General features: G+C 68.4%; 18 protein-coding genes. 7 read left to right on the forward strand and 11 right to left on the reverse strand.

The genetic code is table 11. The annotated features are described in order from the left end of the window. Positions 1-8 precede the first annotated feature (8 nt). The 8 genes from O3W51_RS16505 to O3W51_RS16540 form a co-directional block, all read right to left on the reverse strand. The gene (locus tag O3W51_RS16505; protein WP_138356838.1) at positions 9-470 is read right to left on the reverse strand and encodes a DUF1772 domain-containing protein; all 462 of its coding nucleotides are present in this window, start codon (positions 468-470) and stop codon (positions 9-11) included. Between the two features lie 27 nt (positions 471-497). Continuing rightward, positions 498-953 carry an SRPBCC family protein gene (locus O3W51_RS16510; RefSeq protein ID WP_269286383.1) on the reverse strand — a complete coding sequence of 152 codons (456 nt, stop codon included), beginning with the start codon at positions 951-953 and terminating at the stop codon, positions 498-500. Between the two features lie 41 nt (positions 954-994). Further along, positions 995-2,236 carry a ketosynthase chain-length factor gene (locus O3W51_RS16515; RefSeq protein ID WP_138356840.1) on the reverse strand — a complete coding sequence of 414 codons (1,242 nt, stop codon included), beginning with the start codon at positions 2,234-2,236 and terminating at the stop codon, positions 995-997. Positions 2,237-2,238: 2 nt separating this feature from the next. Beyond that, positions 2,239-3,516 carry a beta-ketoacyl-[acyl-carrier-protein] synthase family protein gene (locus O3W51_RS16520; protein WP_138356841.1) on the reverse strand — a complete coding sequence of 426 codons (1,278 nt, stop codon included), beginning with the start codon at positions 3,514-3,516 and terminating at the stop codon, positions 2,239-2,241. Further along, positions 3,513-3,941, reverse strand: a complete 429-nt coding sequence (locus tag O3W51_RS16525) for a cupin domain-containing protein (protein WP_138356842.1) — start codon at positions 3,939-3,941, stop codon at positions 3,513-3,515. The genes O3W51_RS16520 and O3W51_RS16525 overlap by 4 nt, the downstream gene beginning before the upstream one ends. Further along, positions 3,938-4,273: a TcmI family type II polyketide cyclase gene (locus tag O3W51_RS16530; RefSeq protein WP_269286387.1), complete on the reverse strand. Its 336-nt coding sequence runs from the start codon at positions 4,271-4,273 to the stop codon at positions 3,938-3,940. Before O3W51_RS16530 ends, O3W51_RS16525 begins: the two co-directional genes overlap by 4 nt. Positions 4,274-4,476: 203 nt before the next feature. Then, positions 4,477-4,857, reverse strand: a complete 381-nt coding sequence (locus tag O3W51_RS16535; RefSeq protein WP_138356844.1) for a SchA/CurD-like domain-containing protein — start codon at positions 4,855-4,857, stop codon at positions 4,477-4,479. Between the two features lie 69 nt (positions 4,858-4,926). Further along, complete coding sequence (locus O3W51_RS16540) at positions 4,927-5,184, reverse strand: acyl carrier protein (RefSeq protein WP_138356845.1); 258 nt, start codon at positions 5,182-5,184, stop codon at positions 4,927-4,929. 248 nt (positions 5,185-5,432) lie between these two features. On the opposite strand from O3W51_RS16540, the gene O3W51_RS16545 reads away from it, so the two are divergent. The 3 genes from O3W51_RS16545 (at position 5,433) to O3W51_RS16555 (ending at position 6,966) form a co-directional block, all read left to right on the forward strand. Further along, positions 5,433-5,894: an anthrone oxygenase family protein gene (locus tag O3W51_RS16545; protein ID WP_187145135.1), complete on the forward strand. Its 462-nt coding sequence runs from the start codon at positions 5,433-5,435 to the stop codon at positions 5,892-5,894. Beyond that, positions 5,891-6,424 (forward strand): hypothetical protein, encoded by a 534-nt coding sequence (locus tag O3W51_RS16550; protein ID WP_138356846.1) that lies wholly within the window; start codon positions 5,891-5,893, stop codon positions 6,422-6,424. Before O3W51_RS16545 ends, O3W51_RS16550 begins: the two co-directional genes overlap by 4 nt. Positions 6,425-6,597: 173 nt before the next feature. Then, the gene (locus O3W51_RS16555; RefSeq protein ID WP_138356847.1) at positions 6,598-6,966 is read left to right on the forward strand and encodes a SchA/CurD-like domain-containing protein; all 369 of its coding nucleotides are present in this window, start codon (positions 6,598-6,600) and stop codon (positions 6,964-6,966) included. Positions 6,967-6,999: 33 nt separating this feature from the next. On the opposite strand, the gene O3W51_RS16560 is transcribed toward O3W51_RS16555, so the two are convergent. The 3 genes from O3W51_RS16560 to O3W51_RS16570 form a co-directional block, all read right to left on the reverse strand. After that, the gene (locus tag O3W51_RS16560; RefSeq protein ID WP_138356848.1) at positions 7,000-7,842 is read right to left on the reverse strand and encodes an AfsR/SARP family transcriptional regulator; all 843 of its coding nucleotides are present in this window, start codon (positions 7,840-7,842) and stop codon (positions 7,000-7,002) included. 21 nt (positions 7,843-7,863) lie between these two features. Continuing rightward, positions 7,864-8,583: a thioesterase II family protein gene (locus tag O3W51_RS16565; RefSeq protein ID WP_138356849.1), complete on the reverse strand. Its 720-nt coding sequence runs from the start codon at positions 8,581-8,583 to the stop codon at positions 7,864-7,866. A 138-nt stretch (positions 8,584-8,721) separates the two neighbouring features. Next, positions 8,722-9,531, reverse strand: a complete 810-nt coding sequence (locus O3W51_RS16570; protein WP_138356850.1) for an AfsR/SARP family transcriptional regulator — start codon at positions 9,529-9,531, stop codon at positions 8,722-8,724. Between the two features lie 284 nt (positions 9,532-9,815). Here O3W51_RS16570 and O3W51_RS16575 point away from each other — a divergent pair, with 284 nt between their 5' ends. From O3W51_RS16575 to O3W51_RS16590, 4 genes are all read left to right on the forward strand, one after another. Next, a complete protein-coding gene (locus tag O3W51_RS16575) occupies positions 9,816-10,061 on the forward strand; it encodes a hypothetical protein (RefSeq protein ID WP_269286393.1) in 246 nt (81 codons plus the stop codon). Positions 10,062-10,097: 36 nt separating this feature from the next. After that, complete coding sequence (locus tag O3W51_RS16580; RefSeq protein WP_164293520.1) at positions 10,098-12,383, forward strand: TOMM precursor leader peptide-binding protein; 2,286 nt, start codon at positions 10,098-10,100, stop codon at positions 12,381-12,383. Between the two features lie 38 nt (positions 12,384-12,421). Continuing rightward, complete coding sequence (locus O3W51_RS16585) at positions 12,422-14,053, forward strand: SagB family peptide dehydrogenase (RefSeq protein WP_138356853.1); 1,632 nt, start codon at positions 12,422-12,424, stop codon at positions 14,051-14,053. A 115-nt stretch (positions 14,054-14,168) separates the two neighbouring features. Next, positions 14,169-15,236: a sensor histidine kinase gene (locus O3W51_RS16590; protein WP_232485772.1), complete on the forward strand. Its 1,068-nt coding sequence runs from the start codon at positions 14,169-14,171 to the stop codon at positions 15,234-15,236. The last annotated feature ends 11 nt before the right edge of the window (positions 15,237-15,247 follow it).

Here is a 15,247-nt window from a genome sequence, read left to right on the forward strand (position 1 = left end):
GTTCCTCCTCAAAGAAGCGTGGCCAGCGCCGCGCAGTTGGACAGCAGGGCGAGCATGGTGATCACGCTGCGCCGCTTGTTCCACAGGCCCCACTGGCTGCGGCGCTCCGTGGCGTCGAAGCCGGTAGGCAGGTTGTCCGGGTCCACGGTGCGGATCCACCGGTTGACGGGGACGTTCTTGGCGAAGGAGATGACCACGGTGCAGAGCGCGAGCAGTGCCGCGGCGGTGAAGCAGGCCCTGGCCCAGCCGTCACCCACACCGGCGGCGAGAACGCTGTCGCCCAGCAGGGTGCCCAGCGTGCAGATGGGCATGTACGGGTCGTAGCGGCCGGAGAAGAACGCGTGGGTCCGGACGTAGCCGTCGTCGGGCAGACCCGCGAGCAGTGGCCAGCCGCCGAGCAGCGTACCGAGCATGCATCCGGCCGCGAGCCCGTTCATCAGCAGCACGAGAGGGATGAGGAGAGCGGGCACCGGTGACCTCCGGGGGTACGTCCGCGGCTACTTCCGGAGGGAAGCGGCCTCGACCTTGTCCTTGATGAGCTTCATCTGGATGGCAGTGTTCCGATTCAGGTGTTCGGTCATGCCGGCATCGTCCGCGGGTGCCTGCGGCTTCATGTGGAAGTCCTGCACCCAGCGCATCCGCACGCCTTCGGGTGTCTCGGTGTACTCCCAGTAGATGTTCATGAACTCGAACGGCCCGGTCTCCACCCGGTGCGCGCGCACCGTGCGGGTCACCGGGTCGGGGGTGCGCTCCGACACCCAGCTCCACACCCGGCCTTCGTCGTCCGGGTGCATGGTCAGCCGGAACGTCACGGTCTGCCCGTCCTGTTCCAGGATCTCGGCCTTGGCGTACTCGCTGAACAGATCCGGCCAGTTGACCACGTCGTTGGTGCTCTCCCAGACCTCGTCGATCGGTGCGTTGATCACTATCTCGTTGTCGGTGTGCCCGGCCATCGCCACTCTCCCTTGTCTCTCGCCTTCGTCCCGCTCCGCTGTCAGGAAGCCGGACGTCCCAGTACCAAGGCCGCGTTGAAACCGCCGTGTCCCCGGGCCAGGACCAGTACGGTGCGCAGCGCGGCGGCCCGTGGTTCGCCGAGCACCAGATCCAGGCCGTACCCGGGAACCGGTGACTCGGGTCCGACGGTGTGCGGGATCACCTGGTCACGCAGGGCCAGCGCGGCGGTCGCCACGTCGAGGGCCGCACCACCGCCGTAGAGCCGTCCGGTCAGCGTCTTGGGAGCCGTGACCGGCACGCTGCCCGGCCCGAAAACGGCCCGGATCGCCGCGGCTTCCGCCGCGTCCTGTGCGGGAACACCCGACGCGTCCGCGAAGACCACGTCGACCCCGGCGGGTGTCACTCCGGCGTCCGCGAGGGCCGCCTCCAGAGTGCGGCGCAGCGCCGGCGGGCGCTCGGATCCGGGCGCCGGGTCGAACCCCGCCGCGTAACCGAGCACCCGGGCGTAGCCGCCGGCGCCGCGAGCCTCCGCGTCCGCGGCCCGTTCCAGGATCAGCATCGCGCCACCCTCACCGGGCACATAGCCGCTGGCCGCGGTGTCGAACGGCAGGTAGGCCCGTCCCGGGTCGCTGACGGTGGACAGGTTCCCGGTGCTCAACTGGGCGGTCAGACCGTACGGACACAGCGAGGCGTCCGTTCCGCCGGTCACGACCAGCCGGGAGCTGCCACGCAGCAGCCGACGGCTCTGCCCGATCGCGTCCAGCCCGCCGGCCTGCTCGCAGCAGAGCACACCGCAGGGTCCGCGCATGCCGTGCCGGATGGAGATCTGACCGGTGGACGCCGCGTAGAACCAGGCGATCGACTGGTAGGCACCGACCCAGGACGGGTCGTGCTGGTACAGGTTCTCCATCTCGTGCTGGCCGAACTCGGTGCCGCCGGAGGAAGCCGCGGTGACCACGGCCATCTCGAACTCGGGCAGTTCGGCCGGCACCACCTCGGCATCCTCCAGCGCCTCGGCGGCGGCGGACAGACCCAGGTGGGTCCAGCGGTCCGTCTGGTGGATCAGCCGGCTGGGCACCCTGGCCTTGGTGTCGAAGTCCGCTACCTCTCCGGCGAGTTGGACCGGATAGCTGGACGGGTCGAAACGGGTGATCCGGCCGATGGCCGGCTTCCCGGCCAGGACCGCCGCCCAGTGCTCGTCCGCCGTCAGACCCGTCGGCGCGGTGACTCCCAGACCGGTGATCACCGGGGCGGCCGACGATCCGTTCGTCGCGCTGCTCACCGTCAGCTCCTCTCATACGGGACAGCGCCGGGCCTGGCCAGCACCATCGCGCTCTGGAAGCCGCCGAATCCGCTGCCCACGCTGAGCACCACATCCATGGCGTGGTCCCGGGCGGTGACCGGCACGTAGTCCAGGTCGCACTCGGCGTCGGGGTTCTTCAGGTTGGCGGTGGGCGGGACCACCTGGCGGTCCAGGGCCAGCGCGCAGGCCGCGACCTCGATGGAACCGATCGCTCCCAGCGAGTGGCCGACCATGGACTTGATGGAGCTGACCGGCACGTGGTAGGCGTGGTCGCCCAGGCTCCGCTTGAACGCGGCGGTCTCGTGCCGGTCGTTCTGTTTGGTGCCCGAGCCGTGGGCGTTGATGTAGCCGACGGCGGTCGGGTCGAGTTTCGCCTGGTCGAGGGCGGCCCTGATGGCCTCCGCCATCTCCCGGCCCTCGGCCTTGAGACCGGTCATGTGGAAGGCGTTGCTGCGTCCGGCGAACCCGACGAACTCCCCGTAGATGCGGGCGCCGCGAGCTTCCGCGGCCGACTTCTCCTCCAGGATGAGGACCGCCGAGCCCTCGGCCAGGACGAAGCCGTCGCGGTCCCGGTCGAACGGCCGCGAGGCGTGTTCCGGGTCGGCGTTGTTCGGCGTGGTCGCCTTGATCGCGTCGAAGCAGGCGGCGGTGATCGGGGAGAGCGGGGCGTCGGTGGCGCCCGCCAGTACGATGTCGGCGGAACCCTCCTCGATCAGCTGCACTCCATGTCCGATGGAGTCCAGACCCGAGGTGCAGCCGGTGGAGACCAGGGACACGGGGCCCTCGGCTCCCACCGCGTGGGCGACCTCCACCGCCAGGGTGCTGGGCACCATGTAGCCGTAGAGGTGCGGTACCCCGTAACTGCTGTCGACGAGCCAGTTCTTGCCGCCGTCGCTGAGGGTGACGTACTCCTCCTCCAGGCCCATGGTGCAGCCGACCGCGCTGCCGATGGACACCGCGATCCGCTCCGGCGGGAGCGCGGCGAGTTCGGCTCCGCTGTCCGCGAGCGCCTCGCGTGCGCACACCACGGCGAACTGCGCGGCACGGTCCATCCGGCGGATCTGCTGGGGAGTCAGACCGGCGGCGGCCGGATCGAAGTCGACTTCCGCGGCCACCTGGGAGCGGAACGGCGCGGGATCGAAGAGGGTGATGCGCCGGGTGGCGGTGCGGCCGGCGGAGAGCTGATCCCAGAAGCCCTCTCGGCCCAGGCTTCCTGGTGCCAGGACACCGATCCCGGTGACCACCGCGCGACGGCTCACGGGGCCCCGCCCACGTTCGGGTTGGGCGCCTGGGGGTTGGTCGGCTTCTCGGTGTCCACATGGCCGAGGTCGGGCCGGGGTGCCAACGGGGAGAGGTGGAAGGCACAGTGCGCCTGGACCTCACCGATGTTGACCAGCCGGTGGCGTACACCGATCGGCACCAGCAGGGAGTCCCCCGGGCCGAGTTTGAGCGGTTCACCGTCGAGCGTCATCTCCAGTTCTCCGGCGATGACGTGGATGAACTCCTCGGAGTACGGGTGGTAGTGCTCGGTCACGAACTCCGACGGGTCCAGGTACATCACTCCGCCGAAGCCCGAGGTCGAGCCCGCAGTCACCGGACTGAGCGTTACCCGGATGTCGCCACCGCGCTTGCGGTTGGACGCGACCTCGTTCGCCGAGATGCGCACAGGCTGCTGCGTGGTCATTGGATCCTCCCCTGCTCCGGAGTCCACACGTAGAAGGGCACGGCCATGGCGTCCTTGGGCTCTTTCCAGTTCGGGTCGTACGGTGACACGCACTCCGCGAGCTTGCGGTTGATGTCGTCGTAGAGCGGGTGGCTGCGCGCCCGGTAGAGGCCGTCGGTGATGTCCGCGTCCGCCTCGACCAGGTGAAAGTACAGATCGTGGAAAGCGAAGAGGGTCCGTCGCGACACGCCGATCATGTGCGGCAGATCCGACGCATCCGACTCAGCGAAGATCTTCGCGATGTCGTCTGCCTTACCCGGCTGCATCTTCGCCACGATTAATGTCCGGTGCACCGTCGACCTCCTTCATACGAGTTCCTCGAACCATCAGCCGGAACCGTCACAGCTGGCTCTAAAGACCTGCTCGAATCGGACTGCATCGCGCATCGGAGCGCGTCGGAGCCGGTGGGCCGGGCGGCCGGCCGGGGACGCGCCGGAGCTCCGTGCGATCGGCCCGATCGCACGGAGCTCCGGGAGACGACCCCGTCAGGGTGCGGTCACGCCTTGGTCTCCAGCGTTTCCACGTCGAGTTGGAGGAGGCTGCGCATGGAGGCATTCCGGAAGTACTCGCCGAACGCCCGCGGGGACGATGTGTCCCGCTCCTCCTGCAGATAGGGAGCCAACCGGGCCTCGGCCGCATGCACGCCCGGTTGGGTGGCCATGTGCTTGCCCACGGCAGCCAGATCACCCTCGTAGTGGATGACCCGGACCATCACATCGTCCTTGATGAAGAGTCCGGTCCCGAGAATGCGACCGGTCTGCTGACCGTCGTCGGACCGCAGGTCCGCGGTGTCCACCCGGTTGAAATTCTCGAAGATCTTGGCGATCTCATCCTCGTGACCGGGCTTCACCCGGTACATGATCGCTCCGTACGGCATCCGATTCCTCCCACAGAATTCGATCTCGACAGCGACCGGTCGCCCGGCGGGACGGCCGTGCTGTGCTGGTCAGCTGGGTTGCGCCAGGCTGGTATTGATCATCTTCAGCAGGATGCGCGGTGTTTCCGCCTCGACCACGGCGTCGTCCGAAAGGTCGATCCTGCGCTCCCGCTTGATGACACCGGTCACCTGGAGCAGCGCGAGCGAGTCGTATCCGAGTTCCATGAAGGGGGTGTCCTGGACGTCTCCGTCGAGGTCGACACCGTCGGGCTCGCCCGCGCACTCGCGCAGCTTCGCGGTCAGCTCCTGCAGAGTGAAATCACTCATCCGGTTTCCTCTCCTCACTGTCGTGAGCCCGCTGAAGGACCCGGACGGCAGCGTGACCACCCTTCCTCCAGAAGGACTTGAGCCGGAGTGGGCCGGGGCGGTCGCGAGCGCTCCCCCGGCGCCGTGGTGCTGCGGAGCCCGGCCCGCGGCCGCGTCCCGGATTCGACCGGTCTTCCAGTACCCGCCGAGAGATCCCTGCGACGTTGCCGCGAACTGACCGTGGACCCACAGTCGAGAGAGGGATGAGCATGGTGTTGCTGCAAGTGCTGAGCGTCGCCGTGATCCTGGGCACCGGCATCGTCGCCGGAGTGCTGTTCGCCGTGGCGATCAGTGTCATGCCCGCGTTGATCGCGATGCCTGCGGACCGGTACATCACGACGCACAGGCTTCTCGGCCGCCGCTACGACCACATCATGCCGTACCTCGTCATGACCTCCGTGGTCGTCGACGTCTTCGCGGCCTTCCGGACCGAGTCCACCGCGAGCCGGCCGCTGTTCGCCGTGGCGGGCGCTTTCATGGTGGGTGTCGCCGTTGTCTCCCAGACCCGGAACGTGCCGATCAACAACCGGGTGAAGAGCCAGGACGAGAACAACCTCAGCCCCGACTGGCAGGACCCGCGCCAGCAGTGGCGCAACTGGCATGCGTTGCGTACCGCGTTCGCGATCGTGGCCCTGATCCTGACCGCCTCGGCCGTGGCAGTGCTCCGATGAGCCCCACCGCGCGGCCCCTGATCGAACTGGGACGGCCTGGCGACGAGGGCCTGCCTGACAACGCGGCCGTGATCGCCGCGCTGTCCGCGCCTGCTCCGGGACCCATGGCGCAGCGGTTGCTGCTGCTGCACTTCACCGGCCGGCGCACGGGGCGGGCGTTCACCATCCCGGTGGGCGCGCACACCCTCGACGAGGATCTGGTGCTGGCCACTTCGGGCAACTGGCGGCACAACTTCGCGGGGGGTGGGGATGCCGAGATCACCTGGCAGGGGGACCGCCGGCCCGCCCGCCTGGATCTGGTGACGGACCCGGTCCGGATCGCGAACGGCTATCTCCGGCTGATCCGCCTCTACGGTCCCGCCGCGCAGCGCCGGCTCGACCTCACGATCCACCCGGACCGCCCGCCGACCACCGCGGATCTGCGGGACGCGGTCGAACGGTACGGGCTCAGTCTCATCGACGTACGACTGTCCGCCCCCCGGCCTCCTGCCCCCTCGCATCCCGGGGCGCAGGACGCAGCCGGCACATAGCCACGATCACCCAAGTCGGCCCGGCCCTCGCGCGAACGTCTCGTGCGGGGGCCGAGCAGCGCTCCAGTGCCGCGAGAGCGCGAGGGTGACGATAGGTGCCGGGGCCGTTCCCGGCCCGCATCGGCGGGACCGAGCAGGTCCGCCGACCCCCTTGCCGCCTTCGGAGGCCGCCCATGCCGTTCGCCGCCATCACCTACGACATCAAGGCCGGTTATGAGAAGGAGATCGGGGAGATCTTCGGCGGATTCCGTCGGGTGGGCTCCCCCGTCGTCGAGGGCGCCGACGGCGCGGAGACGACCCGGATCCTCGCCACCGCTGTCTTCATCAGGGACGCCACGATGGTCCGGGTCATCGAGTACGAAGGCGACCTCCAGGACGTGGCCCGCTTCATGGCCTCCCAGCCCGGCGTCCAGGAGGTGGAGCGCAAGCTCGCCCCGTATCTCTCACGGCCCCGCGACACCGGTACGCCGGAGGGTTTCATCGCCACCTTCAACCGGAGCCTGCTCACCTGCCTGACCCAGATCTCGGCCCGCGAATCCTGATCCACGCGCCGGCCCGCCCTGTCACTGTGCCGGTCAGCCGGCGCGCACCACTCGCAGCGGTCCCCCGCCGGTCAGCGAACCGACCGGGTCGCATTCGAGTCCCGGGTCCGACGCGAGCATCGCCTGCTGCAGTTCCTGCAACGCCGCGGACGGGTCGAGTCCCAGCTCCCTGCCGAGCACCACGCGCATGCGGTGGTAGGCCTCAAGGGCGCCGCCCCGGCGGCCGGCCCGGTACAGGGCGAGCATCAGCTGGCCCTGCAACCTCTCGTGCGTGGGGTGCTGGGCAGCCAGCCCGGCCAGTTCGCCCAGAATCTCGTGGTGCCGGCCGAGCTGCAGATCGGCCTCGATGCGCTGGCTGAGGATGCTCATCCGCGATTCCTCCAGCCGAGTCACCTCCGCCTCCAGCAACGGGCCGACCTGCACGTCCACGAGCGCCGGGCCGCGCCACAGTGCGAGCGCCTGCTGGAACAGCAGCGCTGCCCCGGAGTGGTCGCCGGACTCCAGGGCCCGGTGGCCGGCACCCGCCAGCCGCTCGTACTCCACGGAGTCCACCACACCGCCCTGGGTGTCTAGCAGGTAGCCTCCCGCCTCGGTGACCAGGACGCTCTTGGCTCCCAGCGGCAGATCGCGCTGGTCCTCACCGGCCAGTGACCTGGTGATCAGGTTCCGGATCTGCAGGATGTACGTCTGCAGGGTGGTCTGCACGCTGCGCGGCGGATTGCCGCCCCACAACTCCTCGATCAGCGAACTCACCGAGACCACCCGGTCCGGCTGCAGGGCGAGCAGGGCGAGCACCTTGCGGGGCTTGATCGCAGTCGGGACGACTGATTGTCCCGCCTGCGTCACCCGGCAGGGGCCAAGCACACCAATGTCCATCTTCTCGGCTCCTCTCGAGGGTCAGATGGCCGGTTCCAGCGGACGCCGCTCTTCGAGCTCGGCGCGCAGCAGATCGGCCAGGTCGGCGTCCCTTACGAACAAGTGGTCCCCGGGCACCGAGCCCGTCCGGAAACCCTCGGGCGCGTAGCGGGACCAGGCATGTACCGCACCCGGCGGTACCAGCAGGTCGTCCTGGCCGGACACGGCCAGCACCGGGCACGGGAGCGGGTCTCCCGCCGCGGCCCGCAGGCCGGCGGCGAGCAGCAGATCGTCCCGCATGATCGCCATCGTGAGTTGCAGCCACTGCGGCCGGTCCAGCAGCTGGCTGGTGATGCCGCCGGACGCCCTCATCACCGAGAGCACCCGTTCGTCGGACCCTTCCGCACCCTCCAGGTCCGGCATCCCCAAGTGCGGTGCGGAGCAGGCTCCGACCGTCAGCACCTCGGGCGGACGTCCTCCCGACCTGTGGTGGTGGAGGGCGAAGGAGTAGGCGACCAGGGCGCCGAGACTGTGCCCGTAGAGGGCGTACGGTCGGTCGAGAAAGGGCCCCAGCTCGGCTTCCAGTTCGCGCGACAACTGTTCTCCATCGGTGACGCGCTCTTCACGCAATCGCGTCTCACGTCCGGGGAGCCGTACCGGGATAACGGAAATGTCAGAGCCGAAACGATTCTGCCATCGAGCGAACGACATTGCGCCGCCACCCGCGTGGTGAAAGCAGAAAAGCCGAAGCCTGGCGGCCATTTTTGGTCTCACCGCCAGATATCCACCCACAGCCGACCGCCTCCTGGACTTGTTCCGCCCGCATCCGGACGGATGCCGCGATCGTCCACAGGCCGCCTGGAAGGTCACTGGACGCAGGCTGGAGCAGCCGGCCGGGCCTCAGCCGATACTCGCCACTCCGACCACCGCGCCGGGGTGAACCCCGTCGAGTACCGGGTCCGCGGAGAGAATCGCCCGTTGCAGGCGCTGCACCCGGGCGGAAGGCTCGAGCCCCAGCTCGTCCACGAGACCGGACCGCAGCCGGCGAAATGCCTCGAGCGCCTGCGAAGGGCGGCCGCACCGGTAGAGCGCCAGCATGAATTGTGCGTGCAGGTTCTCGTGCAGCGGGAATTCCGCGGTCAGACCGGCCAGTTCGCCGAGCAACTCATGATGCCGGCGCATGGCCAGGTCGGCGTCGAGCCGGCGCTCCAGCGCCGCGAGGCGGCTTTCCCTCAGCCGCATGACCTCGACCTCGAGCAGCGTTCCGTGCTGCAGGTCGACCAGCGCCGGCCCCCGCCACAGGTTCAGCGCATCGCTCAGCCGGCGGGAGGCCCGGGCGACGTCCCCGGCCTCGTAGGCCGCGTATCCCGCCACCGTCAGCTGGTCGAACTGCCAGGCGTCGATGGCCGCGGAGTCCATGCTCAGCTGATAGCCGCTGTGCCGGGTGGCCAGCACGTCCTTCGCTCCGGTGACCGACCCCAGCGCCGCGCTCAGTTTCCGGCGGAGCTGCAGAATGTACGTCTGCAGCGTCGTCGGAGCACTGCGCGGCAGATCGGAACCCCACAGCTCCTCCATCAACCTGGCGACAGTCACGACATGGTTGGCGTTCAGAGCGAGAACGGCCAGGATCTGCCGCGGCTTGGCGGCGCTCGGCACAATCGAAGTGCCGGCTTCGCTCGCCGTCAATGGTCCCAAGACGTTGATCTCCATCGGTGCCGTCCTCTCCCCGTTCCACGCCGCCGTTGTGTCGTCTCGACCCGGCGATCGCTGCGCACATAGGAGCACGAGCAAAGGTTCCCATCGAGGGCATTGACCTGAACAGTGAGATCTTCACGGGTTTCAGGGGAGGGCGGGATTCCGAGATCATGAAATCTTCACATGAGTTCCATGACCGACCCACTGTTCGCTGCCCGATTTTCAGCCGCACACTCCTCGGTGTACCGCCAGGAACGCATCAACCGGCCATGAACAGGTCACAGAACTGGAGAACGAGAATGGACGCAATAGAGCAGGACTGGCGCTTCGCGGAGCTGGTGGCGCTCAGTTGGATCGAGCCGGCCTTAAGCCTCCGGTACGCACAGAACCCCTCCCAGGTACTCGCCGAGTTCGGCTTGCACGTCACCGGCGACGTCAGCACCCCCGCCCTCCCGCCGGCACCGCAACTGGCGCTGGTGATCGAGGACTTCACGGGAGAGATGAAGGCACGCGGCTCCGTCAGTTGTTTCTGCGCCAAGGGATGATCCACTAAAACCGTGCCGGCACAGGGGGATGCTGCTATGACGGAGTTCAAGGCTCATCTGCGCGCTGAGGTAATACCGGGCGAGGGGACATATCTCTTCTCCGAGCGGGACGTGAAGATGATCGACTGTCCGCAGTTGGAGCTCATGGCTCCGCTCATGGACGGCCGCCGGGGAATCAACGAGATAATCCGGGACGCCGGACGGGAACTCGCCCCGGAGCAAATCGGATACGTACTGGCCCAACTCGCCAATGCCGCACTGGTCGACTTCCGGCGTACCGCACGCACGTTGGAGAACCCGGCCAGGACGGGGCTCGCGTTCTGGGAACTGGCCGGGCTCGACGGCGCGCAGACCGCGGCCCGGCTGGCGGACGGATCGGTTCGCATTCTCACGGTCGGCGCGGTCGACGGCAGCGCGGTAAGGGCCGCGCTGCAGGCCACCGGGGTGTCGGTCCACGCCACCTCCGCGGTGACGGGGTCCAGCTGCGGAATCCCGGGCGCCGACCTGTCCGTCGTGGTCTGCGACGACTACCTGGCCAGCGAACTGGCCGCGGTCGACGCATCGCATCGCGCGGCCGGACGGCCGTGGCTGCTGGCGAAGCCGCACGGGGCCGACATCTGGCTCGGCCCCGTGTTCCAGCCGGGTGAGGGCCCGTGCTGGAACTGCCTCGCCCACCGACTGCGCGGTCACCGGGAAGTGGAGAATCACGTCCAGCGCACGTTGGGGCGTTCCGGTCCACTGCTGATTCCGCAGGCCTCCATACCCCCGAGCCAGGGGGTGGGACTGCACATGGTGGCTCTCGAAGCGGCGAAATGGATGGCCGGGCACCGCTACCACGGGCAGCAGTCCGTACTGACCCTGGACAACTTCACGATGACGGCCCGTCATCACGCGGTACAGCGCCGCCCGCAGTGCGCCTTCTGCGGGGATCCCTCTCTCAGTACCGAACGGATCGGACGTCCGCTGCCGTTGCGTTCGCGTTCCAAGGCGTACGCGAACGGCAGCGGCGACCGGTCCGCCTCTCCCGAGAACGTCCTGGCCCGCTACCGGACGCAGGTCAGCCCGCTGACCGGGGTGGTGAGCCGGCTCGACCCCGACCCGGCCGCGCCACCCGGACTCCAGGTGTACCGGGCGGGCCACAACATGGCGCTGGGGACGCCGGGGCTGCGCTCCTTGCGGCACGGCTTCCGCGGTATGAGCGCCGGCAAAGGTGTGACCTCGGTGGAGGCCGAGGTCGGGGCGCTGTGCGAGGCGCTCGAGAGGTTCTCCGGTGTGTTCACCGGCGAGGAACTGCGCGTACGCGATTCGCTGCGGAACCTCGGCGAGCCGGCCATCCACCCGAACCGCTGCCAGCTCTTCGACGAGCGCCAGTACGCGGACCGGGACCGCTGGAACGCTGCGCACGGGGACTTCCAACAGGTGAACGAGGAGTTCGACGTCACCGCCGACGTGGACTGGACACCGGTCTGGTCGCTCACCGAGCAGCGGCAGCGGCTGCTGCCGACCAGCATGCTGTACTACAACACCCCCGAATCCTCCGGCGGCGGCTTCTGCTCGGCCGACTCCAACGGGTGTGCGGCCGGAAGCAGCCTGGAGGACGCCATCGTGCAGGGCTTCCTCGAACTCGTGGAGCGCGATTCGACGGCCCTGTGGTGGTACAACCGCACCCGCCATCCGGGGCTCAGTCTCAGCGCGTTCGAGGAGCCCTGGATCGCCGAGCGGCGCTCCCTGTACGCGGGCCGGAACCGCGAGCTGTGGGCCCTGGACCTGACCGCCGACTTCGGCATCCCCGCGGTTGCGGCCCTGTCCCGGCGTACGGACAAGGAGGACGAGGACATCGTGATCGGGCTCGGCGCCCACTTCGACATGCGTGTCGCGCTGCGCCGGGCACTCACCGAGCTCGACCAGATGCTGCCCTTTGTCATGAACGCCCGACCGGACGGCGGGGGTTACGAGTGTTCGGGCAACGACATCCTGGATTGGTGCCGTACCGCCACCGTCGCCAACCAACCGTATCTGCTGCCTGATCCGCTGGCTCCGATGTCCACCCCGGACGACTACCCGTACACCGCCCATCCGGACCTGCTCGACGACGTCATGGGAATCCAGCGTCTGGTGGAGGCCAAGGGAATGGAACTGCTCGTCCTCGATCAGACGCGGCCCGACATCGGCCTGCCGGTCGTCAAGGTCATCGTGCCGGGGCTGCGCCACTTCTGGGCCCGCTTCGCACCGGGCCGCCTGTTCGACGTTCCGGTCCTGCTCGGCCGTCGCACGACGCCGCTGGGGTACGAGAACCTCAATCCGGTTCCTCTCTTCCTCTGACATCGCGTCCGCAACACCGCATCCGAAGGAGACCTCCTGTGCATTCAGAACCACGCCCGGACGTAGGCACCGACCTGCGCAGGGTCTCCTTGTGGTCGCTACGGGAGGACGTCCATCTGGAACGGGCATCCTCCGCCGGCGGGGCGGTGCTGCACAGCCGGTGGGGGGACGTGCTCCTGACCGGTCCCGATGAGCTGGTCTACGAATCGCTGCGCAGGATGAGCTTCGGGCCGGTGGACCTGGAGAACATCCTGCGCGCCACCCCCCGGCCGCACGGCGAGATCACCGCGAGCGACCGGGCCCGCCTGCTCACACTCCTCGACAGCGTCTCCTACCTCGTCGTCCGCTCGCTGGGCCTGGACGACACCGAACCGCAACTCCTGGACATGGTCCCGATCGCCCGCGGCGCCCGGCTGGACATCCGGGCGGTGCCGCCCGACCAGCCGATCAGACTCTCCCGGTTCGCCGTACTGCAGACCAAGGACGAGCTGCTGGTCCTGGACTCGGCGCTGTCCCTGCACCGGGCGCAGTTCCGCCGGCCCGAGGCGGCCTGGGTGATCGGGGTGCTCGGCAAGGCGACCACTCTGAAAGCGGCAACGGCCGCGCTGCCGGTGGCGGAGGGCGTGGTGGCGGACATCATCGCCTACCTCGCCGCCGCCGGCATGGTCACGCTCGGCGAACAGGACGGGAACGGGGTGGTGGTCTTCGCCGAGGACCACGATCCCTCGCTCATCACCTGGACCCCGAACGAACTGCTCTTCCACACCCGCACCCGGCTCGGCCGCCATGACGGCGACTTCGGGGCCACTTTCCCCTATCTCGGACAGCTGTCCCCGGAACCGGCGGTCAAGAGCGCGCCCGACGGCGTACGCATCCCGCTGTACCGGCCCGATCTCGACACGGTGCTGGCGGCGGACCCGCCGCTGACCGCGGTACTGGAGACCCGCCGGTCCACCCGCACCTATGCGGAGGAGCCGCTCAGTGATCGGCAACTGGGTGAGTTCCTCTACCGGATAGCGCGCATCCGTTCCCTCTACAGCAGCATCGGTCTGGAGCCCGCCTCCTATCCCGCCAGTAGCCGTCCTTATCCGAGTGGCGGATCGGCCTATGAGCTGGAGTGCTACATCACTCTCAGCCGCTGCGTGGGACTGGCGGCCGGCAACTACTACTACGACCCCTACGGCCACTGTCTGGTACGGCTGGACGACCCGTCGAACTCCGCTGCCGAACTGCTCGCACAGGCGAGCGCCGCCGCGGGTATGACCACGACGCCACAGGTCCTGATCACCATCACCGCCCGCTTCCGCAGGTTGTCATGGAAGTACAGCGGTATGTGGTACGCCCTCGCGCTCAAGCATGTGGGCGTGGTCCAGCAGACGATGTGCTTGGTCGCCACGGCGATGCGGCTCGCTCCCCTGCCGCTGGGCAGCGGAGACATCGAAACGTCGGCGCAGGCCTTCGGACTGGACTGGCGCGAGGAATCCAGTATCGGCGAGCTCCTTCTCGGCCCGCTGGCACCGGACGACACCTCCGCGGAGGCAGAAAGTGCCATGGGATACCCCGTCAATGACAGTGATTGGGGCGAACGATGCGCGGCAACAGCAGGTCATGTTCAGCCTGTAGCGAGTAGTCTTCCGGCACGGCCTGGTGCTCAGCACGATGACCGCTGATCCATTGCTGCAGGGGAGACAGGTAATGGTCGGTGTACGGGGGCAGGTAGAACACGATTTTCCAGGGGGCGACATTCCTGTGCCCCGGCTCGGCCGGGCGATCGTGGCCTTGACCATGCTGGGGTATCTGCTGCTGGGAATCGTCAGCATGCTGGCCCGCCAGGTGCCGACTTCGGAGATGGCATGGGGCGCCGGCATACTCGTTGCGCTATTCCTGCTGCAGAACCTCCATTCCCTCCCCAATCGGGGCGGTGACAGACCTCGTTACTGGATCTGGACGCTGTCGATGCAGGGGCTGCTCACCTATATCCCCTTCTTGATCCTGAAGGACAGCTGGGTGGGGATGCCGGGCTACTTCGCCGGATCACTCCTGTTGTTCCTTCGTGGCAAAGTCTCCTGGCTCAGCGCGTCGGCCGTGGCGATCAGCATGTTCTTCATCGAACAGCACCTCGGGTCCGACGGGTTCAGCGCCTTCTACTACGCGTGTGGTGTCGGCACCATCGGCCTCTCCGTCTTCGGCCTCACCCGGCTGGGAGACCTGCTGGTGGAGGTACAGGCCGCCCGCGCCGAACTCGCCCGGCTGGCGGTGGCCCGGGAGCGGGACCGGGTCGCCAGGGATCTGCACGATCTGCTCGGCTACAGCCTCTCCGCGATCACCCTCAAGGGGGAGCTCGTCTACCGGCTGGTCAACAGCCACCCGGAACGCGCCTGTGAGGAGATCTCGACGATGCTGGCCATCTCCCGCCAGGCACTGTCCGACGTCCGCATGGTGGCGAGCAGTTACCGCGACATGTCGCTGGCCGCCGAGATAGCCGCCACCCGGGCCGTGCTGGTCTCGGCCGACATAGCCACCGTCGTGACCGTCGACTGCGGCCCGCTCGAGGACCGGGTCAACACCGTGCTCTCCACCGTGCTGCGTGAGGGGGTGTCGAATCTGCTGCGGCACAGCAAGGCGCAGAACTGCGTCATAGAAGCGATCCTGGACAAGGGCGTGGTGCGCCTGCGGGTGGAGAACGACGGGCTCAACACCTCCCCGTCCGTCACCGCCCGGCGCGACGGCAGGGGCCTCGACAACCTCTGTACGAGACTCGGCGAGCTGGGCGGCACGCTCAACGCCGCGGCCGCCGAGGACGGCTGGTTCCGGCTGACCGCCCTGGTACCGCTGAGTGGCGCGGCGGCGTAGAGCTCACGCCG

This window comes from Streptomyces sp. H39-C1 (assembly GCF_027158125.1).
Taxonomy (GTDB): domain Bacteria; phylum Actinomycetota; class Actinomycetes; order Streptomycetales; family Streptomycetaceae; genus Actinacidiphila; species Actinacidiphila fildesensis.

Coding starts and splice junctions, on each gene's coding strand:
- O3W51_RS16590 (WP_232485772.1), top strand. CDS start 14,169: ATGCTGGGGTATCTGCTGCTGGGAATCGTCAGCATGCTGGCCCGCCAG.
- O3W51_RS16525 (WP_138356842.1), bottom strand. CDS start 3,941: ATGACCACGCAGCAGCCTGTGCGCATCTCGGCGAACGAGGTCGCGTCC.
- O3W51_RS16570 (WP_138356850.1), bottom strand. CDS start 9,531: ATGGAGATCAACGTCTTGGGACCATTGACGGCGAGCGAAGCCGGCACT.
- O3W51_RS16510 (WP_269286383.1), bottom strand. CDS start 953: ATGGCCGGGCACACCGACAACGAGATAGTGATCAACGCACCGATCGAC.
- O3W51_RS16555 (WP_138356847.1), top strand. CDS start 6,598: ATGCCGTTCGCCGCCATCACCTACGACATCAAGGCCGGTTATGAGAAG.
- O3W51_RS16535 (WP_138356844.1), bottom strand. CDS start 4,857: ATGCCGTACGGAGCGATCATGTACCGGGTGAAGCCCGGTCACGAGGAT.
- O3W51_RS16560 (WP_138356848.1), bottom strand. CDS start 7,842: ATGGACATTGGTGTGCTTGGCCCCTGCCGGGTGACGCAGGCGGGACAA.
- O3W51_RS16565 (WP_138356849.1), bottom strand. CDS start 8,583: ATGGCCGCCAGGCTTCGGCTTTTCTGCTTTCACCACGCGGGTGGCGGC.
- O3W51_RS16580 (WP_164293520.1), top strand. CDS start 10,098: ATGACGGAGTTCAAGGCTCATCTGCGCGCTGAGGTAATACCGGGCGAG.
- O3W51_RS16540 (WP_138356845.1), bottom strand. CDS start 5,184: ATGAGTGATTTCACTCTGCAGGAGCTGACCGCGAAGCTGCGCGAGTGC.
- O3W51_RS16545 (WP_187145135.1), top strand. CDS start 5,433: ATGGTGTTGCTGCAAGTGCTGAGCGTCGCCGTGATCCTGGGCACCGGC.
- O3W51_RS16575 (WP_269286393.1), top strand. CDS start 9,816: ATGGACGCAATAGAGCAGGACTGGCGCTTCGCGGAGCTGGTGGCGCTC.
- O3W51_RS16550 (WP_138356846.1), top strand. CDS start 5,891: ATGAGCCCCACCGCGCGGCCCCTGATCGAACTGGGACGGCCTGGCGAC.